General features: G+C 62.9%; 16 protein-coding genes. All 16 read left to right on the forward strand.

Translation table 11 applies throughout. The features are described 5' to 3' along the window. Positions 1-18: 18 nt before the first annotated feature. The 16 genes from AC2YJX_RS06555 (at position 19) to hisG (ending at position 17,439) form a co-directional block, all read left to right on the forward strand. Complete coding sequence (locus tag AC2YJX_RS06555) at positions 19-648, forward strand: DUF1415 domain-containing protein (protein ID WP_487255599.1); 630 nt, start codon at positions 19-21, stop codon at positions 646-648. Then, on the forward strand, positions 648-1,604 hold the full coding sequence (locus AC2YJX_RS06560) for a class I SAM-dependent methyltransferase (RefSeq protein WP_487255600.1): 957 nt from the start codon (positions 648-650) through the stop codon (positions 1,602-1,604). The genes AC2YJX_RS06555 and AC2YJX_RS06560 overlap by 1 nt, the downstream gene beginning before the upstream one ends. An 84-nt stretch (positions 1,605-1,688) precedes the next feature. After that, positions 1,689-2,387: a transposase gene (locus AC2YJX_RS06565; RefSeq protein WP_487255601.1), complete on the forward strand. Its 699-nt coding sequence runs from the start codon at positions 1,689-1,691 to the stop codon at positions 2,385-2,387. A 180-nt stretch (positions 2,388-2,567) separates the two neighbouring features. Beyond that, positions 2,568-7,301 (forward strand): glutamate synthase-related protein, encoded by a 4,734-nt coding sequence (locus tag AC2YJX_RS06570; protein ID WP_121422425.1) that lies wholly within the window; start codon positions 2,568-2,570, stop codon positions 7,299-7,301. A gap of 48 nt (positions 7,302-7,349) precedes the next feature. Next, the gene (locus tag AC2YJX_RS06575) at positions 7,350-8,828 is read left to right on the forward strand and encodes a glutamate synthase subunit beta (RefSeq protein WP_487255602.1); all 1,479 of its coding nucleotides are present in this window, start codon (positions 7,350-7,352) and stop codon (positions 8,826-8,828) included. Between the two features lie 401 nt (positions 8,829-9,229). Then, a complete protein-coding gene (locus tag AC2YJX_RS06580) occupies positions 9,230-10,048 on the forward strand; it encodes an ABC transporter ATP-binding protein (protein WP_487255603.1) in 819 nt (272 codons plus the stop codon). Next, positions 10,045-10,827 (forward strand): lipid asymmetry maintenance ABC transporter permease subunit MlaE, encoded by a 783-nt coding sequence (mlaE, locus tag AC2YJX_RS06585; protein WP_487255604.1) that lies wholly within the window; start codon positions 10,045-10,047, stop codon positions 10,825-10,827. Before AC2YJX_RS06580 ends, mlaE begins: the two co-directional genes overlap by 4 nt. A 34-nt stretch (positions 10,828-10,861) precedes the next feature. Next, on the forward strand, positions 10,862-11,350 hold the full coding sequence (gene mlaD / locus AC2YJX_RS06590) for an outer membrane lipid asymmetry maintenance protein MlaD (RefSeq protein WP_121507448.1): 489 nt from the start codon (positions 10,862-10,864) through the stop codon (positions 11,348-11,350). Continuing rightward, positions 11,347-12,141: an MlaA family lipoprotein gene (locus AC2YJX_RS06595; RefSeq protein WP_055399252.1), complete on the forward strand. Its 795-nt coding sequence runs from the start codon at positions 11,347-11,349 to the stop codon at positions 12,139-12,141. The genes mlaD and AC2YJX_RS06595 overlap by 4 nt, the downstream gene beginning before the upstream one ends. A 175-nt stretch (positions 12,142-12,316) precedes the next feature. After that, positions 12,317-12,961, forward strand: coding sequence for an MlaC/ttg2D family ABC transporter substrate-binding protein (locus AC2YJX_RS06600; RefSeq protein WP_055399250.1), 645 nt, complete (start codon positions 12,317-12,319; stop codon positions 12,959-12,961). 9 nt (positions 12,962-12,970) lie between these two features. Then, a complete protein-coding gene (locus AC2YJX_RS06605) occupies positions 12,971-13,243 on the forward strand; it encodes an STAS domain-containing protein (protein WP_055399248.1) in 273 nt (90 codons plus the stop codon). A 58-nt stretch (positions 13,244-13,301) separates the two neighbouring features. Continuing rightward, positions 13,302-14,240 (forward strand): ABC transporter ATP-binding protein, encoded by a 939-nt coding sequence (locus tag AC2YJX_RS06610; RefSeq protein WP_055399246.1) that lies wholly within the window; start codon positions 13,302-13,304, stop codon positions 14,238-14,240. Further along, positions 14,237-14,992 carry an ABC transporter permease gene (locus tag AC2YJX_RS06615; protein ID WP_121507446.1) on the forward strand — a complete coding sequence of 252 codons (756 nt, stop codon included), beginning with the start codon at positions 14,237-14,239 and terminating at the stop codon, positions 14,990-14,992. The genes AC2YJX_RS06610 and AC2YJX_RS06615 overlap by 4 nt, the downstream gene beginning before the upstream one ends. Before the next feature lie 13 nt (positions 14,993-15,005). Then, positions 15,006-15,248 (forward strand): BolA family protein, encoded by a 243-nt coding sequence (locus tag AC2YJX_RS06620; RefSeq protein WP_010462096.1) that lies wholly within the window; start codon positions 15,006-15,008, stop codon positions 15,246-15,248. A gap of 97 nt (positions 15,249-15,345) precedes the next feature. Further along, complete coding sequence (murA, locus tag AC2YJX_RS06625) at positions 15,346-16,617, forward strand: UDP-N-acetylglucosamine 1-carboxyvinyltransferase (RefSeq protein ID WP_487255605.1); 1,272 nt, start codon at positions 15,346-15,348, stop codon at positions 16,615-16,617. 174 nt (positions 16,618-16,791) lie between these two features. Further along, positions 16,792-17,439 (forward strand): ATP phosphoribosyltransferase, encoded by a 648-nt coding sequence (gene hisG, locus AC2YJX_RS06630; RefSeq protein WP_121508815.1) that lies wholly within the window; start codon positions 16,792-16,794, stop codon positions 17,437-17,439. Positions 17,440-17,452 lie beyond the last annotated feature (13 nt).

Raw genomic sequence — 17,452 nt, forward strand, 5'->3', positions numbered from 1 at the left:
GCCCCGTGCGCCCGTTTCATGACTTCCTCCCCCCCCTTTACGGCCTCGGCGGCCTCTTCGGAGCCTGCCGACTTGTTCGTTCGCAACACCGTCCGTTGGCTGGAGCGGGCAGTGATTGGGCTCAACCTGTGCCCATTTGCCAAGGGCGTTCATGTCAAGGGGCAGATTCACTACGTGGTCGCGCTGACCGAAGACTTGACGGAAGTGCAGGCTCTTCTGCGCAGTGAGCTGTCTGCCCTGGTGGCGACCCCCGCCGAAACGCGGGACACCACCTTGTTGATACTCCCCCACTGCCTCCAGGAGTTTCTTGATTTCAACGATTTTCTGGGAGATGCGGAGGCACTGCTGGAGGCAATGGAGCTCGACGGCACGCTGCAGATCGCGAGTTTTCACCCCCAGTTTCAGTTTGCGGGCACCGACGTGGATGACGTGACCAATTGCACCAACCGTTCGCCATACCCCACGCTGCATCTGCTGCGGGAGGAGAGCATCGACCGCGCCGTGGAGGTGTTTCCGGAGGCGGAAACAATTTTTGAGCGAAATATTGAGGTGCTGCAGGCATTGGGCATGCAGGGCTGGTCTGCGCTGGATGTGGGCCCCAGCGCTGGCACGCCATCGCTGCCGGAAGCGAACCAGGACGTTCGATGATGAGAAAGACCAAAGACCTCTCTGCAGCCCGCGTGCAGCAGCCACATGCTTCCCGCCCGAAGGCGGCCGCCTCCAAGGCCGAGTCTGCGGAGCTTTCCGAACTGCGGCCGGGCCAGTCGATAGAACTGCTCAAGGAATTGCACATCCTCACGCGCGATGGACGCCTGAATCAGGACTCGCGGCGCAAGCTCAAGCAGGTCTACCACCTGTTCAACTTCATCGAGCCGCTGCTCACGGAGCTTGCCACCACCGACCAGGGGCCGACGCTCGCAGACCATGGGGCGGGCAAGTCGTATCTGGGTTTTATCCTGTACGACCTGTACTTCAAGGCCCTGGGGCATGGGCACATCTACGGGGTGGAAACGCGCGCCGAGCTGGTGGACAAATCCCGCCTGCTGGCGCAGAAGCTGGGCTTTGAACGCATGTCGTTCCTGAATGTGTCGGTGGCGGAATCCACCGGTGCAGATGAATTGCCAGCCAGGATCGATGTGGTCACCGCCCTGCATGCCTGTGACACCGCCACGGACGATGCCATTGCTTTCGGCCTGCAGAAACAGGCCCGGGCGATGGTGCTGGTGCCGTGCTGCCAGGCTGAGATGGCCGCCTGCCTGCGGCAGGGCAAGGCCTTGCAGCTGTCGCGCACGCCCTTGGCCGAGCTGTGGCGCCACCCGCTGCACACGCGCGAACTGGGCAGCCAGGTCACCAATGTGCTGCGCTGCCTGTACCTCGAGGCGAGTGGCTACCAGGTCACCGTGACGGAGCTGGTAGGCTGGGAGCACAGCATGAAGAATGAGCTGATCATTGCCCGCTACACGGGACAGAAAAAGCGCAGCGCCTCGGAGCGCCTGCGCGCCATTCTGGAAGAGTTTGGCCTCGACAAGGCGCTGGGGGCTCGCTTTGGTCTGAAGCCGGAGGCTCGCGATACCCAGGTTGCCGTGGAATTGTTGCAGGACTGACGTCGCGCCGTACGTTGTTGCCGGGGTGAGAAGAAATCGGGGACGGATTTATGATCATCCTCCCCCTAGCTCCCATCCACATCCATGGCCCGCCTGCCGCGCCTGACCCTGCCGGGTCATCTGCACCACGTCATCCAGCGCGGAAACAACCGCCAAAGCATCTTCGCGGACCGCGAAGACTTCGAGACCATGCTTTCGCTGCTGGCAGACAATGCGCAGAAATTTGGTGTTGCTGTGCATGCCTATGTGCTGATGGACAACCACTTTCATCTGCTGTGCACGCCCACTACTGCTGACGGCCTTCCGCAGATGATGCAGGCGGTAGGGCGGCGCTACGTGCAGTATTTCAACCGGCGCCACGCCCGTACGGGCACCCTGTGGGAGGGGCGCTATCGTTCCACGGTGCTGCAGCCCGAGCGGTATCTCCTGCCTTGCATGGTCTACCTTGATCTGAACCCGGTGCGGGCCGGGCAGGTGGCGCAGCCTGGCGACTACCCGTGGTCCAGCCATGCCCATTGGCTGGGACTGCGCCATGACCGTTTGCTCACACCGCATGCTTTGTACTGGGCGCTGGGTAACACGCCGTTTGCGCGCGAGGCGGCGTACGCCGCGCTGGTGCAGGCGGGCATCGGCTCGCAGGAGCAGACTGTGCTGACGTCATCCGCACTCAGTGGTTGGGCGCTGGGCGACGCAGAATTTGTTAAAGAGTTGCAAAAGCACACACCGCGCCGGGTAGCCCAGGGACAAGCCGGTAGGCCGGCGCTTCGCCAAAAGTCTGAATAAATATGGCATTAGCGCTTGCTGTTGTTGGTTTAATTGCTATTAAATTTGATGTGTCCCTAATAAAAAATGAAATTCAATTTTCATTCGTAAATTAAGAATCTGACCCTAATTAATTTTCTTGCCAAAAGATGTTGCAATGCACTAATCTTCCACTCCCTGCGAAAAATATAGGAGTGCGCCATGACCACGGCTGCCGAGATCCAGCATCTGCAACAACACGGTTTGTATTCATCGGGTAACGAACACGACGCCTGCGGCCTCGGGTTTGTGGCCCACATCAAGGGCATCAAGCGCCACGACATCGTGACGCAGGCTCTGAAGATTCTGGAAAACATCGACCACCGTGGCGCGGTGGGTGCCGACCCGCTGATGGGCGACGGCGCCGGCATCCTGATCCAGATCCCTGACGCGCTGTACCGCGAAGAGATGGCCAAGCAAGGCGTGACCTTGCCAGCAGCGGGCGAATACGGTGTGGGCATGATCTTCCTGCCCAAGGAGCATGCCTCGCGTCTGGCCTGCGAGCAGGAGATGGAGCGCGCCATCAAGGCTGAAGGCCAGGTGCTGCTGGGCTGGCGCGATGTGCCGGTCAATGTTGACATGCCCATGTCCCCCACCGTGCGCAAGAAGGAGCCCATCCTGCGCCAGGTATTCATCGGCCGTGGCAACGACGTGATCGTGCAGGACGCGCTGGAGCGCAAGCTGTACGTGATCCGCAAGACGGCCAGCGCCAACATCCAGGCCCTCAAGCTCAAGCACAGCAAGGAATACTACGTCCCCTCCATGTCCAGCCGCACCGTGGTCTACAAGGGCCTGCTGCTGGCCGACCAGGTGGGCGTGTACTACAAAGACCTGTCCGACGAGCGCTGCGTCTCGGCCATCGGTCTGGTGCACCAGCGTTTCTCCACCAACACCTTTCCCGAGTGGCCGCTGGCCCACCCCTACCGCTATGTGGCGCACAACGGTGAAATCAACACCGTCAAGGGCAACTACAACTGGATGAAGGCGCGCGAAGGCGTAATGGCCTCGCCTGTGCTCGCGGCCGACCTGCAAAAGCTCTACCCCATCAGCTTCGCCGACCAGTCCGACACCGCCACGTTCGACAACTGCCTCGAACTGCTGACCATGGCCGGTTACCCCATCAGCCAGGCCGTGATGATGATGATCCCCGAGCCCTGGGAGCAGCACACCACCATGGACGAGCGCCGCCGCGCCTTCTATGAATACCACGCTGCCATGCTGGAGCCTTGGGACGGCCCCGCCTCCATCGTGTTCACCGACGGACGCCAGATCGGCGCTACGCTGGACCGCAACGGCCTGCGCCCCTCGCGCTACTGCATCACCGACGACGATCTGGTCATCATGGGCTCCGAGTCGGGTGTGTTGCCGGTGCCCGAGAACAAGATCGTGCGCAAGTGGCGCCTGCAGCCCGGCAAGATGTTCCTGATCGACCTGGAACAAGGCCGCATGATCGACGACGACGAGCTAAAAGCCAACATCGTCAACACCAAGCCCTACAAGCAGTGGATCGAAAACCTGCGGATCAAGCTCGACAGCATTGACGCGGGCGCGCAAGTGGCCGCACCGCAGCCTGCCGATCTGCCGCTGCTCGACCGCCAGCAGGCCTTTGGTTACACGCAGGAAGACATCAAGTTCCTGATGGCGCCCATGGCCAAGAATGGTGAAGAGGGCATTGGCTCGATGGGCAATGACAGTCCGCTGGCTGTGCTGTCGGGCAAGAACAAGCCGCTGTACAACTACTTCAAGCAGCTGTTCGCCCAGGTGACGAACCCGCCGATCGATCCGATCCGCGAAGCCATCGTGATGTCGCTCAACAGCTTCATCGGACCCAAGCCGAACCTGCTGGACATTAACCAGGTCAACCCGCCGATGCGGCTCGAAGTGAGCCAGCCCGTGCTCGACTTTGCCGGCATGGCCAAGCTGCGCGACATCGAAAAGTACACGCAAGGCAAGTTCAAGAGCGTGACCATCGACATCACCTACCCACTGAACTGGGGCCGTGAGGGGGTGGAAGCCAAGCTCGCCTCGTTGTGCGCGCAGGCTGTGGATGCCATCAAGGGCGGCGCCAACATCCTGATCGTGAGCGACCGCGCCGTGAGCGCTACCCAGGTGGCGATCCCTGCGCTGCTGGCGTTGTCCGCCATCCACCAGCACTTGGTGGGAGCGGGCCTGCGCACCACGGCCGGTCTGGTGGTCGAGACGGGCACCGCGCGCGAAGTGCACCACTTCGCCGTGCTGGCGGGTTACGGCGCCGAGGCCGTGCACCCCTACCTCGCCATGGAAACCCTGGCCGAGATGCACAAGGACCTGGGCGGCGACCTGTCGGCCGACAAGGCCATCTACAACTACGTCAAGGCGATCGGCAAGGGCCTGTCCAAGATCATGTCCAAGATGGGTGTGAGCACCTACATGAGCTACTGCGGCGCCCAGTTGTTCGAGGCCATCGGCCTCAACACGGAAACCGTGGGCAAGTACTTCACCGGCACCGCCAGCCGCGTGGAAGGCATCGGCGTGTTCGAGATCGCCGAAGAAGCCATCCGCATGCACAAGGCGGCGTTTGGTGACGACCCCGTGCTCGAGACCATGCTGGACGCCGGTGGCGAATACGCCTGGCGCGCCCGGGGCGAAGACCACATGTGGACGCCCGATGCGATTGCCAAGCTGCAGCACAGCACGCGCGCCAACAACTGGAACACGTACAAGGAATACGCCCAGCTGATCAACGACCAGAGCAAGCGCCACATGACGCTGCGCGGTCTGTTCGAGTTCAAGATCGACCCCGCCAAGGCGATCCCGGTCGACGAGGTCGAGCCCGCCAAGGAAATCGTCAAGCGCTTCGCCACGGGCGCCATGTCGTTGGGTTCCATCTCCACCGAGGCCCACGCCACGCTGGCCGTGGCCATGAACCGCATCGGCGGCAAGAGCAACACCGGCGAAGGTGGTGAGGACGCCGCACGCTACCGCAACGAACTCAAGGGCATCCCGATCAAGAAGGGCGATACCCTCAAGAGCGTGATCGGTGCCGAGAACGTGGAGGTCGACCTGCCCCTGCAGGACGGCGACTCGCTGCGCAGCCGCATCAAGCAGGTGGCATCGGGCCGCTTCGGTGTGACGGCCGAATACCTTTCGTCGGCCGACCAGATCCAGATCAAGATGGCCCAGGGTGCCAAGCCCGGCGAGGGTGGTCAGCTGCCGGGTGGCAAGGTCTCCAATTACATCGGCAAGCTGCGCCACAGCGTGCCCGGCGTGGGCCTGATCTCGCCCCCGCCGCACCACGACATCTACTCCATTGAGGATCTGGCCCAACTGATCCACGATCTGAAGAACGTGGCACCACACGCTGGCATCAGCGTCAAGCTGGTCTCTGAAGTGGGCGTGGGCACCATCGCCGCAGGCGTGGCCAAGTGCAAGAGCGACCACGTGGTGATCGCAGGGCATGACGGCGGCACGGGCGCTTCGCCCTGGTCGTCCATCAAGCACGCGGGTGGCCCCTGGGAAATCGGCCTGGCCGAAACCCAGCAGACGCTGGTGCTGAACCGCCTGCGCGGCCGCATCCGTGTGCAGGCCGACGGCCAGATGAAGACCGGCCGCGACGTCGCCATCGGCGCGCTGCTGGGCGCGGACGAATTCGGCTTTGCCACGGCACCGCTGGTGGTGGAAGGCTGCATCATGATGCGCAAGTGCCACCTGAACACCTGCCCCGTGGGCGTGGCCACCCAGGACCCCGAGCTGCGCAAGAAGTTCTCGGGCAAGCCCGAGCACGTGGTGAACTATTTCTTCTTCATCGCCGAAGAAGTGCGCCAGATCATGGCCCAACTGGGCATTCGCAAGTTCGACGACCTGATCGGCCGCACCGATCTGCTCGACATGCGCCAGGGACTGGAACACTGGAAGGCACGTGGCCTGGACTTCAGCCGCCTGTTCGCCCAGCCCAACGTGCCCGCCGATGTGCCGCGCTTCCACGTGGACGTGCAGGACCACAACATCGAGCACACGCTGGACCGCAAGCTCATCGAGCGCAGCAAGCCCGCCATTGAAAAGGGCGAGCGCGTGCAGTTCATCGAGGTGGCGCGCAACGTGAACCGCTCGGTCGGCGCCATGCTGTCCGGCGCTGTCACCCGCGTGCACCCCGAAGGCCTGCCCGACGACAGCATCCGTATCCAGCTCGAAGGCACGGGCGGCCAGTCGTTCGGTGCGTTCCTCACGCGCGGCATCACGCTGTACCTGATCGGCGACGCCAACGACTACACGGGCAAGGGTCTGTCGGGAGGCCGCGTGGTCGTGCGCCCCAGCATCGATTTCCGCGGTGACGCCGTGCGCAACACCATCGTTGGCAACACCGTGATGTACGGCGCCACCACGGGCGAAGCCTTCTTCAGCGGCGTTGCCGGTGAGCGTTTCGCCGTGCGTCTGTCGGGCGCCACCGCAGTGGTGGAGGGCACGGGCGACCACGGTTGCGAATACATGACCGGGGGCACCGTGGTGGTGCTTGGCAAGACCGGTCGCAACTTTGCGGCGGGCATGAGCGGCGGCGTGGCGTACGTGTACGACGAAGACGGTCAGTTCGACACCCGCTGCAACATGTCCATGGTGACGCTGGAGCGCATCCTGCCCGCCACCGAGCAGGAAGCCACGGTGCCACGCTCGATCTGGCACAACGGACAGACCGACGAAGCCCAGCTCAAGAAGCTGCTGGAAGACCACAACCGCTGGACGGGCAGCAAGCGCGCACGCGAACTGCTCGACAACTGGGCCGCATCGCGCAGCAAGTTCGTCAAGGTCTTCCCGACCGAGTACAAGCGTGCGTTGGCTGAAATTTATGAACGAAAAGTGCTGGAGGAGTCCGCTACACCAGCGGTAGCTGCTACCAAAAAAGAAGTGGCACCCGCCAAGTAAGGCGACGTCACCCACTTTCGCACAGCATTCATAAACAAGGACATCGTCATGGGAAAAACTACCGGCTTCATGGAATACGAGCGCATCGAAGAGGGCTACAAGCCTGTGCCCGAGCGCTTGAAGCACTACAAGGAATTTGTCATCGGGCTGGATGAAAGCCAGGCCAAGGTGCAAGGCGCGCGCTGCATGGACTGCGGCACGCCATTCTGCAACAACGGCTGCCCGGTAAACAACATCATTCCGGACTTCAACGATCTGGTGTACCACGCGGACTGGAAGAGCGCGATCGAGGTGCTGCACAGCACCAACAACTTCCCCGAGTTCACCGGCCGCATCTGCCCCGCACCCTGCGAGGCCGCCTGCGTGCTCAATGTGAACGACGACGCCGTGGGCATCAAGTCCATCGAGCACGCGATCATTGACCGTGCGTGGGAGGAGGGCTGGGTACAGCCACGCGTTGCCAAGCACAAAACGGGCAAGAAGGTGGCCGTGGTGGGCTCTGGCCCTGCGGGCATGGCGGCAGCACAGCAACTCGCGCGCGCTGGCCACAGCGTCACGCTGTTTGAAAAGAACGACCGCGTGGGCGGGCTGCTGCGCTACGGCATTCCGGACTTCAAGATGGAGAAGTCGCACATTGACCGCCGCGTCAAGCAGATGGAAGCCGAAGGCGTGGTGTTTCGCACCGGCGTGTTCGTGGGCGCCGCCAAGGACGGACTGGGCAAAGATTCCAAGGTCACCAACTGGGCCAAGGAAACCGTCACTCCCGAGCAGTTGAACAAGGAGTTCGATGCCGTGCTGCTGACCGGTGGCGCTGAGCAATCGCGCGATCTGCCCGTGCCGGGCCGTGATCTCGATGGCATCCACTTCGCCATGGAGTTCTTGCCGCAGCAGAACAAGGTCAACGCCGGCGACAAGCTCAAGGGCCAGTTGCGCGCCGATGGCAAACACGTCATCGTGATTGGTGGCGGCGACACCGGTAGCGACTGCGTGGGTACCAGCAACCGCCATGGCGCCGTGAGCGTCACCCAGTTTGAGTTGATGCCCCAGCCGCCCGAAGAGGAAAACCGCCCGCTGACCTGGCCTTACTGGCCGATCAAGCTGCGCACCAGCTCCAGCCACGAAGAGGGTTGCGAGCGCGAGTTCGCCATCTCCACCAAGGAGTTCATCGGCGAAAAGGGCAAGGTTACCGGCCTCAAGACCGTGCGTGTGGAGTTCAAGGACGGCAAGATGGTCGAGGTGGCCGGGTCTGAGAAGATCCTGAACGCCGATCTGGTGCTGCTGGCCATGGGCTTTGTGAGCCCGGTGGCTGCCGTGCTGGAAGCTTTTGGCGTGGACAAGGATGCCCGGGGCAATGCCCGCGCCACGACCGACTTCGATGGCGGTTATGCCACCAACGTGCCCAAGGTGTTCGCAGCTGGCGACATTCGGCGTGGTCAGTCGCTGGTCGTCTGGGCCATCCGCGAAGGCCGCCAGGCCGCGCGTGCAGTCGATGAGTTCCTCATGGGCTATTCAGATCTGCCACGCTGATCGGCTGCGGAACATGCAATCGAAACGGCGCTGCGGCGCCGTTTTTCATTGCGGGTTAGTCAGGGCGTAAAGCGATCGGTGGATATGCCCCTGGCAGTTGGGAGGGGAGGGGCGGCGGACGCATTATTGGGCGAGGCCACCGACTGGACCCGGCGCGCGCCCGCCAGTCCAGGTGGATGGCCCCGCCTTCCACGTCTGCGCATCTTTATTGGCACAATCGAGGGTTCTGTCAATCCGGGGTTGTATGGCGTCTGAGCGATCATCCATCTCATGATGCAGATGCTTCAAGATGCAAACATACATGTATGTATGTTTGCATCTTGAGCTACTATCGCGGGTTCCTGCGGCCCGAGGAATCACTGTGTGGTGGCGGATGACCCGGAATCCTGAATCTTTTTTGCATGCCTGACCCCTCCCTCCTTGCCGAACTGCGCAGTGTCACGTTCTCCTACGGAGACCGCGACATCCTGCGCGACGTTTCGCTGACCGTGCCGCGTGGCAAGGTCACGGCGCTGATGGGTGCCTCCGGTGGGGGCAAGACCACGGTGCTGCGCCTGATAGGGGGGCAGCAGCGGGCTTCGGGCGGTGAAGTCCTGTTTGATGGGCAGGACGTTGGTCGCCTTGATGCGTCTGGCTTGTACGCCGTCCGTCGCCGGATGGGGATGCTGTTCCAGTTCGGGGCGTTGTTCACTGACCTGAGTGTTTTCGAGAATGTGGCCTTTCCGCTCAGGGAGCACACCGACCTTTCCGAAGCGCTGATCCGCGACGTGGTCCTCATGAAACTGCATGCCGTGGGCCTGCGCGGCGCACGTGACCTCATGCCCAGCGAGATTTCGGGGGGAATGGCCCGGCGGGTGGCCCTGGCCCGTGCCATTGCGCTGGACCCGGAGCTGGTCATGTACGACGAGCCTTTTGCGGGGCTGGACCCCATTTCCCTGGGAACGGCGGCGCAGCTGATCCGCCAGCTCAATGACGCCATGGGCCTCACGAGCATCGTGGTCTCGCACGACCTGGAAGAAACCTTCCGGTTGGCAGACCACGTGATCATCCTCGGGGCTGGCGTGGTGGCTGCTCAGGGCACGCCAGATGAGGTGCGTGCCAGCACGGACCCCCTGGTCCACCAGTTTGTCAATGCCTTGCCCACAGGGCCGGTACCCTTTCATTACCCTGGCCCTGACGAGGTGCAGGACTTCGGACCTGTGGGAGGGCGTGCACGGTGAGCTGGTACAACCCCTCCGATGTCGGTTTTGCCGTGCGCCAAAAGCTGGCTGACATTGGCATGGGCGCGCGTCTTTTTGTACGGCTGGTGCGGATGGTGGGTGCCACCTTCATGCGGCCTTCGCTGGTGCGCGACCAGGTGCATTTTCTGGGCAACTACTCGCTGGCCATCATCGCAGTGTCCGGCCTGTTTGTAGGGCTGGTGCTGGGGCTGCAGGGGTATTACACGCTGCAGCGCTACGGTTCAGCAGAAGCGCTGGGTCTTCTGGTCACGCTGTCGCTGGTGCGGGAGCTGGGGCCCGTGGTCACCGCCTTGCTGTTTGCGGGGCGGGCGGGCACGTCGCTGACGGCCGAGATTGGTTTGATGCGTGCTGGCGAGCAGCTCAGCGCGATGGAAATGATGGCGGTGGACCCCGTCCAGCGCATTCTGGCGCCCCGCTTCTGGGCCGGCGTGATCACCATGCCCCTGCTGGCGACGGTGTTCAGTGCGGTGGGGGTGATTGGTGGCTGGAGCGTGGGCGTGCTCATGATCGGCATCGACCCCGGCGCTTTCTGGAGCCAGACGCAGGGCGGCGTTGACGTGTGGAAAGACGTGGGCAACGGGGTGCTCAAAAGCGTGGTGTTCGGCGTTGCCGTCACCTTTGTGGCGTTGCTGCAGGGCTTTACTGCCAAGCCCACGCCCGAGGGCGTGTCGCGTGCCACTACGCGCACCGTGGTGATGGCGTGCCTGGCCGTGCTGGGGCTCGACTTCGTCCTCACGGCCCTGATGTTCAGTATCTGAGCTGGCGATGCTGGCAGTGAAGAGGAAATAAACAATGCAACGCTCCAAAAACGATCTCTGGGTTGGGCTGTTCGTGATGCTGGGTGCCGTGGCGCTGGTGTTTCTGGCGCTCCAGTCCGCCAATTTGCTGAGCCTGAATTTCCAGTCCGGCTACCGCATCACGGCGCGTTTTGACAACATCGGCGGGCTCAAGCCCCAGGCTGCGGTGCGCGGTGCGGGCGTGGTGGTCGGGCGTGTGGAGTCCATCACGTTCGACGACAAGACCTACCAGGCGCGGGTGACGCTGGCGATGGAAAACCGCTACGCTTTCCCGAAGGACAGCTCCCTCAAGATTCTCACCAGCGGCCTGTTGGGTGAGCAGTACATCGGTATTGAGGCCGGGGCGGACGAGAAGAACCTTGTTGCGGGCGACATGGTCACCGCGACCCAGTCTGCCGTGGTGCTCGAAAACCTCATTGGACAGTTTCTCTACAGCAAAGCCGAAGACGGCGGTAAGCCCGCAGGGGCAGGTGACAAGAAATGAAGAACTTTGAAACAACCACCCTGCCCACCGGCTCCAAGCAGCAGGGCTTGCCACGTGCGCTGGGCGGTTCGGCGCTGCTGTTGGCCGGTGCGCTGCTTTCGGGCTGTGCCACCGTGGCCAATCCCGACCCGCGTGATCCGCTGGAATCCTACAACCGGAGCATGACCAACTTCAACGAGCAAGTTGATGCCATGGTGCTCAAGCCGGTAGCGATTGCCTACCAGGACATCGCGCCCGCCCCCGTGCGCACGGGGGTGAGCAACTTTTTCGCCAACATCGGCGATGTCTGGTCGTTTGTGAACAACGTGCTGCAACTGCGCGCGGAGGCTGCCGCCTCGACGTTCATGCGCGTCAATGTCAACACCTTCATGGGTCTCGGCGGGGTGCTCGATATCGCCAGTGAGCTGGGCATAGACCGCTACAAGCAGGACTTTGGCCTGACGCTGGGCCGATGGGGCGTGGGAACTGGCCCATACCTGGTGCTGCCGGTTCTCGGCCCGTCCACGGTGCGCGACACCTTTGCGCTCCCGGTGGACATGAAGGGCAACGTGGTGAGCTATGTGGACCCGGTCTCGGCCCGGAACACGCTGTATGCACTGCGAGTGGTGGACACGCGCGCCAATCTTTTGCGGGCAAGCTCCGTCCTCGACAGTGCCGCGCTGGACAAGTACAGCTTCACGCGGGACGTTTTCCTGCAGGTGCGCAGCCAGGCTGGCGAGCCCCAGAACAGCAAGGGCTCGGATGGCAAAGACGGCAACGACGGCGTGCTGCCGCAAGAGCCTCCCCGTTGAGGTGATTTCCAGGGGGCTGCCCGCCGATGGCGGCCATAGCGCGGGCGATCGTGTTGCACTTGCTTGCACACCGCAACGCCCGCGACGCATGCGTTGTTTCTGCGGCCACCACAATGCAACACGGGCATGCCGGATGGCGGCTCATGACTGAATGAGAAAGTAGAGGATAGAGGACATGATGAACCGACGTTCCCTGGGCCACCTGGCACTGTGTGCTGCCGCCGTGGCATCTCTGGGCTTGCCGCTGGCCGCTCTGGCGGCAGACGAAGCGCCGGACGCGATGATCAAGCGCCTGTCCACCGACGTGCTCAACACTGTGAAGTCCGACAAGGCGATTCAGGGCGGCGACTTGACCAAGGTGATCGCGCTGGTGGACAAGACCGTGATGCCCAACGTCAACTTTCGCCGCATGACTGCCGCTGCCGTGGGGCCAGGCTGGCGCCAGGCCACGCCCGAGCAGCAAAAACGCCTGCAGGACGAGTTCAAGATCTTGCTGGTGCGCACCTATGCGGGTGCGCTGGCGCAGGTCAACGACCAAAGCATCCAGGTCAAGCCGTTGCGCGCTGCGCCCGAAGACAAGGACGTGCTGGTGCGCACCGAAATCGTGGGCCGTGGCGACCCCATTCAGCTTGACTACCGCCTCGAAAAAACCCCTGGCGACGGCGCAGGCTGGAAGATCTACAACCTGAATGTGCTGGGTGTCTGGCTGGTGGAAACCTACCGGGGCCAGTTTGCCCAGGAGATCAACGCCAAGGGTATTGATGGCCTGATCGAGACCCTGGCTGCGCGCAACAAAGCCAACTCCACCGCCAAGGGCTGAGCCTCCTCCATGCTGGTTCTCCCCCCCGAGCTGACCCACCGCCAGGCCACAGCCTGCCTGCAGATGCTTCTGCAGGGGCTGCGCGTGCACCGTGAAAGTGGTGTGGTGGTGGATGCGAGCGCGATGACGGTGTTTGACAGCTCGGCCCTGGCCGTGCTGCTGGAATGCCGGCGTGAGGCGCTGTCAGTGGGCAAGACCTTTGCCGTGCAGGGGTTGCCCACGGCGCTGCGCGGCATGGCGGGCTTGTACGGCGTTGGCACCTTGCTCACGCCCGTGTCCTGAGGCTGCATACCCTCCGCCATAACGCAGTTCGGGGCAAGGCCGTAAAATCAGGGGCTTCATGCCCGCAGTCTCCTTCCAAGCCATCTCCAAGACCTTTGCCACGCCCAAAGGCCCTTTTCAGGCACTGAACCAGGTCAACCTGGACATTGAGGAGGGCGAGTTCTTCGGACTCCTCGGCCCCAACGGTGCCGGTAAAACCACCCTGATCAGCATCCTCGCGGGCCTGGCGCGCGCCAGCAGCGGCCGTGTGCTGGTGCAGGGCAGCGACGTGCAGGCCGACTTTGCCGAGGCGCGCCGCAAGCTCGGTGTGGTGCCGCAGGAACTGGTGTTCGACCCCTTCTTCAACGTGCGCGAATCGCTGCGCATCCAGTCCGGCTATTTCGGCGTGAAGAACAACGACGCCTGGATCGACGAGCTGCTGGAGAACCTGGGCCTTACCGACAAGGCCAACGCCAACATGCGGCAACTCTCGGGCGGTATGAAGCGCCGCGTGCTCGTGGCGCAGGCGCTGGTGCACAAGCCGCCCATCATCGTGCTCGATGAACCAACGGCTGGCGTGGACGTGGAGCTGCGCCAGACCCTTTGGCACTTTGTCGCGCGCCTGAACAAGGAAGGCCACACGGTGTTGCTGACCACGCATTACCTGGAAGAAGCCGAAGCCCTGTGTGGCCGCATTGCCATGCTCAAGTCCGGCCAGATCGTAGCGCTGAACCGCACCAGCGAACTGCTGCAGGCGGCTTCAGGCAGCATCCTGCAGTTCAAGACCGATGCGGCTTTGCCACCCGCCCTGGCGATGGCGGCGCGTGTCACCGGTCGTATCGTGCAACTGCCCGCGCACGACGCCGCAGAGATCGAAAGCCACCTGGCAGCGCTGCGCGTAGCGGGCGTAGAGGTGCATGACATGGAGATCCGCAGGCCGGACCTGGAGGATGTGTTCTTGCAGGTGATGTCCGGTACGTCTGCGTCCAACATCCCACTCGAAGGTGTCGCGCTATGACCGGCTGGCAGACCCTGTTCTACAAGGAAGTCCTGCGGTTCTGGAAGGTCAGCTTCCAGACCGTTGCCGCGCCGGTGCTCACGGCCGTGTTGTACCTGCTGATCTTCGGTCACGTGCTCGAAGATCACGTCAAGGTCTACGACCGCATCAGCTACACCGCCTTTCTGGTGCCCGGCCTCGTGATGATGAGCGTGCTGCAAAACGCCTTTGCCAACAGCTCGTCGAGCCTGATCCAGAGCAAGATCATGGGCAGTCTGGTGTTTGTGCTGCTCACGCCGCTGTCGCACTGGGCCTGGTTTGTGGCCTATGTGGGCTCGTCCATGGTGCGCGGGCTGGTGGTGGGGCTGGGTGTGTTCATCGTCACGCTGGCTTTTGCGCGGCCAGAGTTTGCGGCGCCGCTGTGGATACTGGTGTTTGCGGTGCTGGGCGCGGGCCTGCTGGCCACGTTGGGGCTCATTGCCGGGCTGTGGGCCGACAAGTTTGATCAGCTCGCCGCGTTCCAAAACTTCGTGGTCGTGCCCATGACGTTCCTCTCGGGCGTGTTCTATTCCATCCAGTCGCTGCCGCCGTTCTGGCAGACCGTGAGCCACCTCAACCCGTTTTTCTACATGATTGACGGGTTCCGCTATGGCTTCTTTGGCCAGAGCGATACCTCGCCCTGGCTCAGCCTCAGCATCGTGGGCATCGCCTGGCTGGCCGTGAGCTTTCTCGCCGTGCACCTGCTGCGCACCGGCTACAAAATTCGCAACTGATTCCGAGCCCAACATGACCGCTGACCAACTCAAAGACATCATCGCCGCCGGCCTGGCCTGCGAACACATCACGCTGGAGGGCGATGGGCGCCACTGGTACGCCACCATCGTCTCGGCCGAGTTCGAGGGCAAGCGCGCCATCCAACGCCACCAGCGCGTGTACGCCACGCTGGGCGCGAAAATGCATACGGATGAAGTTCACGCGCTGTCGATGAAGACCTTCACCCCCGCCGAGTGGGCGGCGCAAGCGCAGTGACACTGCCTGTCTGGTTACTCATTTATTGATAGCAGTTGGTGCTTGATAGATAAGCGCTAAGGGCCATTTTCATTCATATTTTGGTTGTTAGATAGAGATGGACAAACTCCTGATTCGCGGCGGACGCACCTTGCAAGGCGAGGTGCTGGTCTCTGGCGCCAAGAACGCCGCCTTGCCGGAGTTGTGTGCCGCGCTGCTCACCGCCGACCCGGTGACCCTGCTCAACGTGCCCCAGCTGCAGGATGTGAGCACCATGCTCAAGCTCATCCGCAATATGGGCGTGACCGCAGAGCGCGCCGACGACGGCACGGTGCGCATCGACGCCAGTGCGCTCAACACGCCCGAGGCGCCGTACGAGTTGGTCAAGACCATGCGTGCCTCGGTGCTGGCGCTGGGCCCGCTGCTGGCCCGCTTTGGCGAGGCCACGGTGTCGCTGCCCGGCGGCTGCGCCATCGGTTCGCGCCCGGTGGACCAGCACATCAAGGGCCTGGCCGCCATGGGCGCCGAGATCGTGGTCGAACACGGCTACATGATCGCCAAGTTGCCTGCGGGTTGGACGCGTTTGAAGGGCGCGCGCATCACCACCGACATGGTCACGGTGACGGGCACCGAAAACTTCCTCATGGCCGCTGCGCTGGCCGAAGGCGAGACGGTGCTGGAAAACGCCGCGCAAGAACCTGAGATTTCGGACCTGGCCGAGATGCTGATCGCCATGGGCGCGAAGATCGAAGGCCATGGCACCAGCCGCATCCGCATCCAGGGCGTGGACCAACTGCACGGCTGCACCCACCGCGTGGTGGCCGACCGCATCGAGGCTGGCACCTTCCTCTGCGCTGTGGCAGCCACGGGCGGTGATGTGGTGCTGCGCCATGGCCGCGCCGACCACCTGGATGCGGTGATCGAAAAGCTGCGTGAGGCCGGTGCCACCGTGCAAGCGGTCGAGGGCGGTATCCGCGTGCAAAGCGCGGGCGGCGCCACGCTCAAGGCCCAGGGCTTTCGCACCACCGAGTACCCCGGTTTCCCCACCGACATGCAGGCCCAGTTCATGGCGCTCATTTGCATTGCGCAGGGCACGGCCACGGTGACCGAGACAATTTTTGAAAACCGCTTCATGCATGTCAATGAGCTGGTGCGGCTGGGTGCCAAGATCCAGACCGATGGCAAGGTGGCTGTGATCGAAGGCGTGCCCCGCCTGTCCGGCGCCACCGTGATGGCCACTGACCTGCGTGCATCGGCCAGCCTCGTCATTGCCGGCTTGGTGGCCGACGGCGAAACCGTGGTGGACCGCATCTACCACCTGGACCGCGGCTACGACTGCATGGAAGCCAAACTGCGCGGCATTGGCGCCGACATCGAACGAGTGGCATGAAGAACAACCCCCTGAGCGGCTTCGCCGCTTCCCCCTTCTCTCACGCTGCGCGTGGGAAGGGGGACGACGCCAGTGCGGCGGGGCGGCCCTTGCACGGCGTCCCTGGCATGGGGCGCTCACGGATCACAGTGCAGTAGCAGGCAAGAAACAGTGGAGTAATTAGAAAACATGACGATGATCACCCTGGCGCTTTCCAAGGGCCGCATCTTTGACGAAACCCTGCCGCTGCTGGCCGCTGCAGGCATCGAGGTGCTCGAAGACCCCGAAAAATCGCGCAAGCTCATCCTGCCCACGAACCAGCCCAACGTGCGCGTGGTGCTGGTGCGCGCCACCGACGTTCCCACCTATGTGGAATACGGCGGCGCCGACATCGGCGTGACCGGCAAGGACACCCTGATCGAACATGGTGGCCAGGGGCTGTACCAGCCGCTGGACCTGCAGATTGCCAAGTGCCGCGTGAGCGTTGCCGTGCGCAATGATTTTGACTACGAGCGCGCTGTCAAGCAGGGCTCGCGCCTGAAGGTCGCCACCAAGTACACGTCGATTGCGCGTGACTTCTTTGCCACCAAGGGCGTGCATGTCGACATGGTCAAGCTTTACGGCAGCATGGAACTGGCGCCGCTCATCGGCCTGGCCGATGCCATCGTCGACCTGGTGTCCACCGGCAACACGCTCAAGGCCAACCATCTGGTGGAGGTGGAGCGCATTATGGACATCAGCTCCTACCTCGTGGTCAACCAGGCCGCGCTCAAGCTCAAGCAGGCACCGCTGCGCCGCATCATTGATGCGTTTGCTTCGGCCATCCCTGCCCCCAAGAACTGAACCCACCGTAGAA

It is taken from the genome of Acidovorax sp. SRI_002, assembly GCF_057586455.1.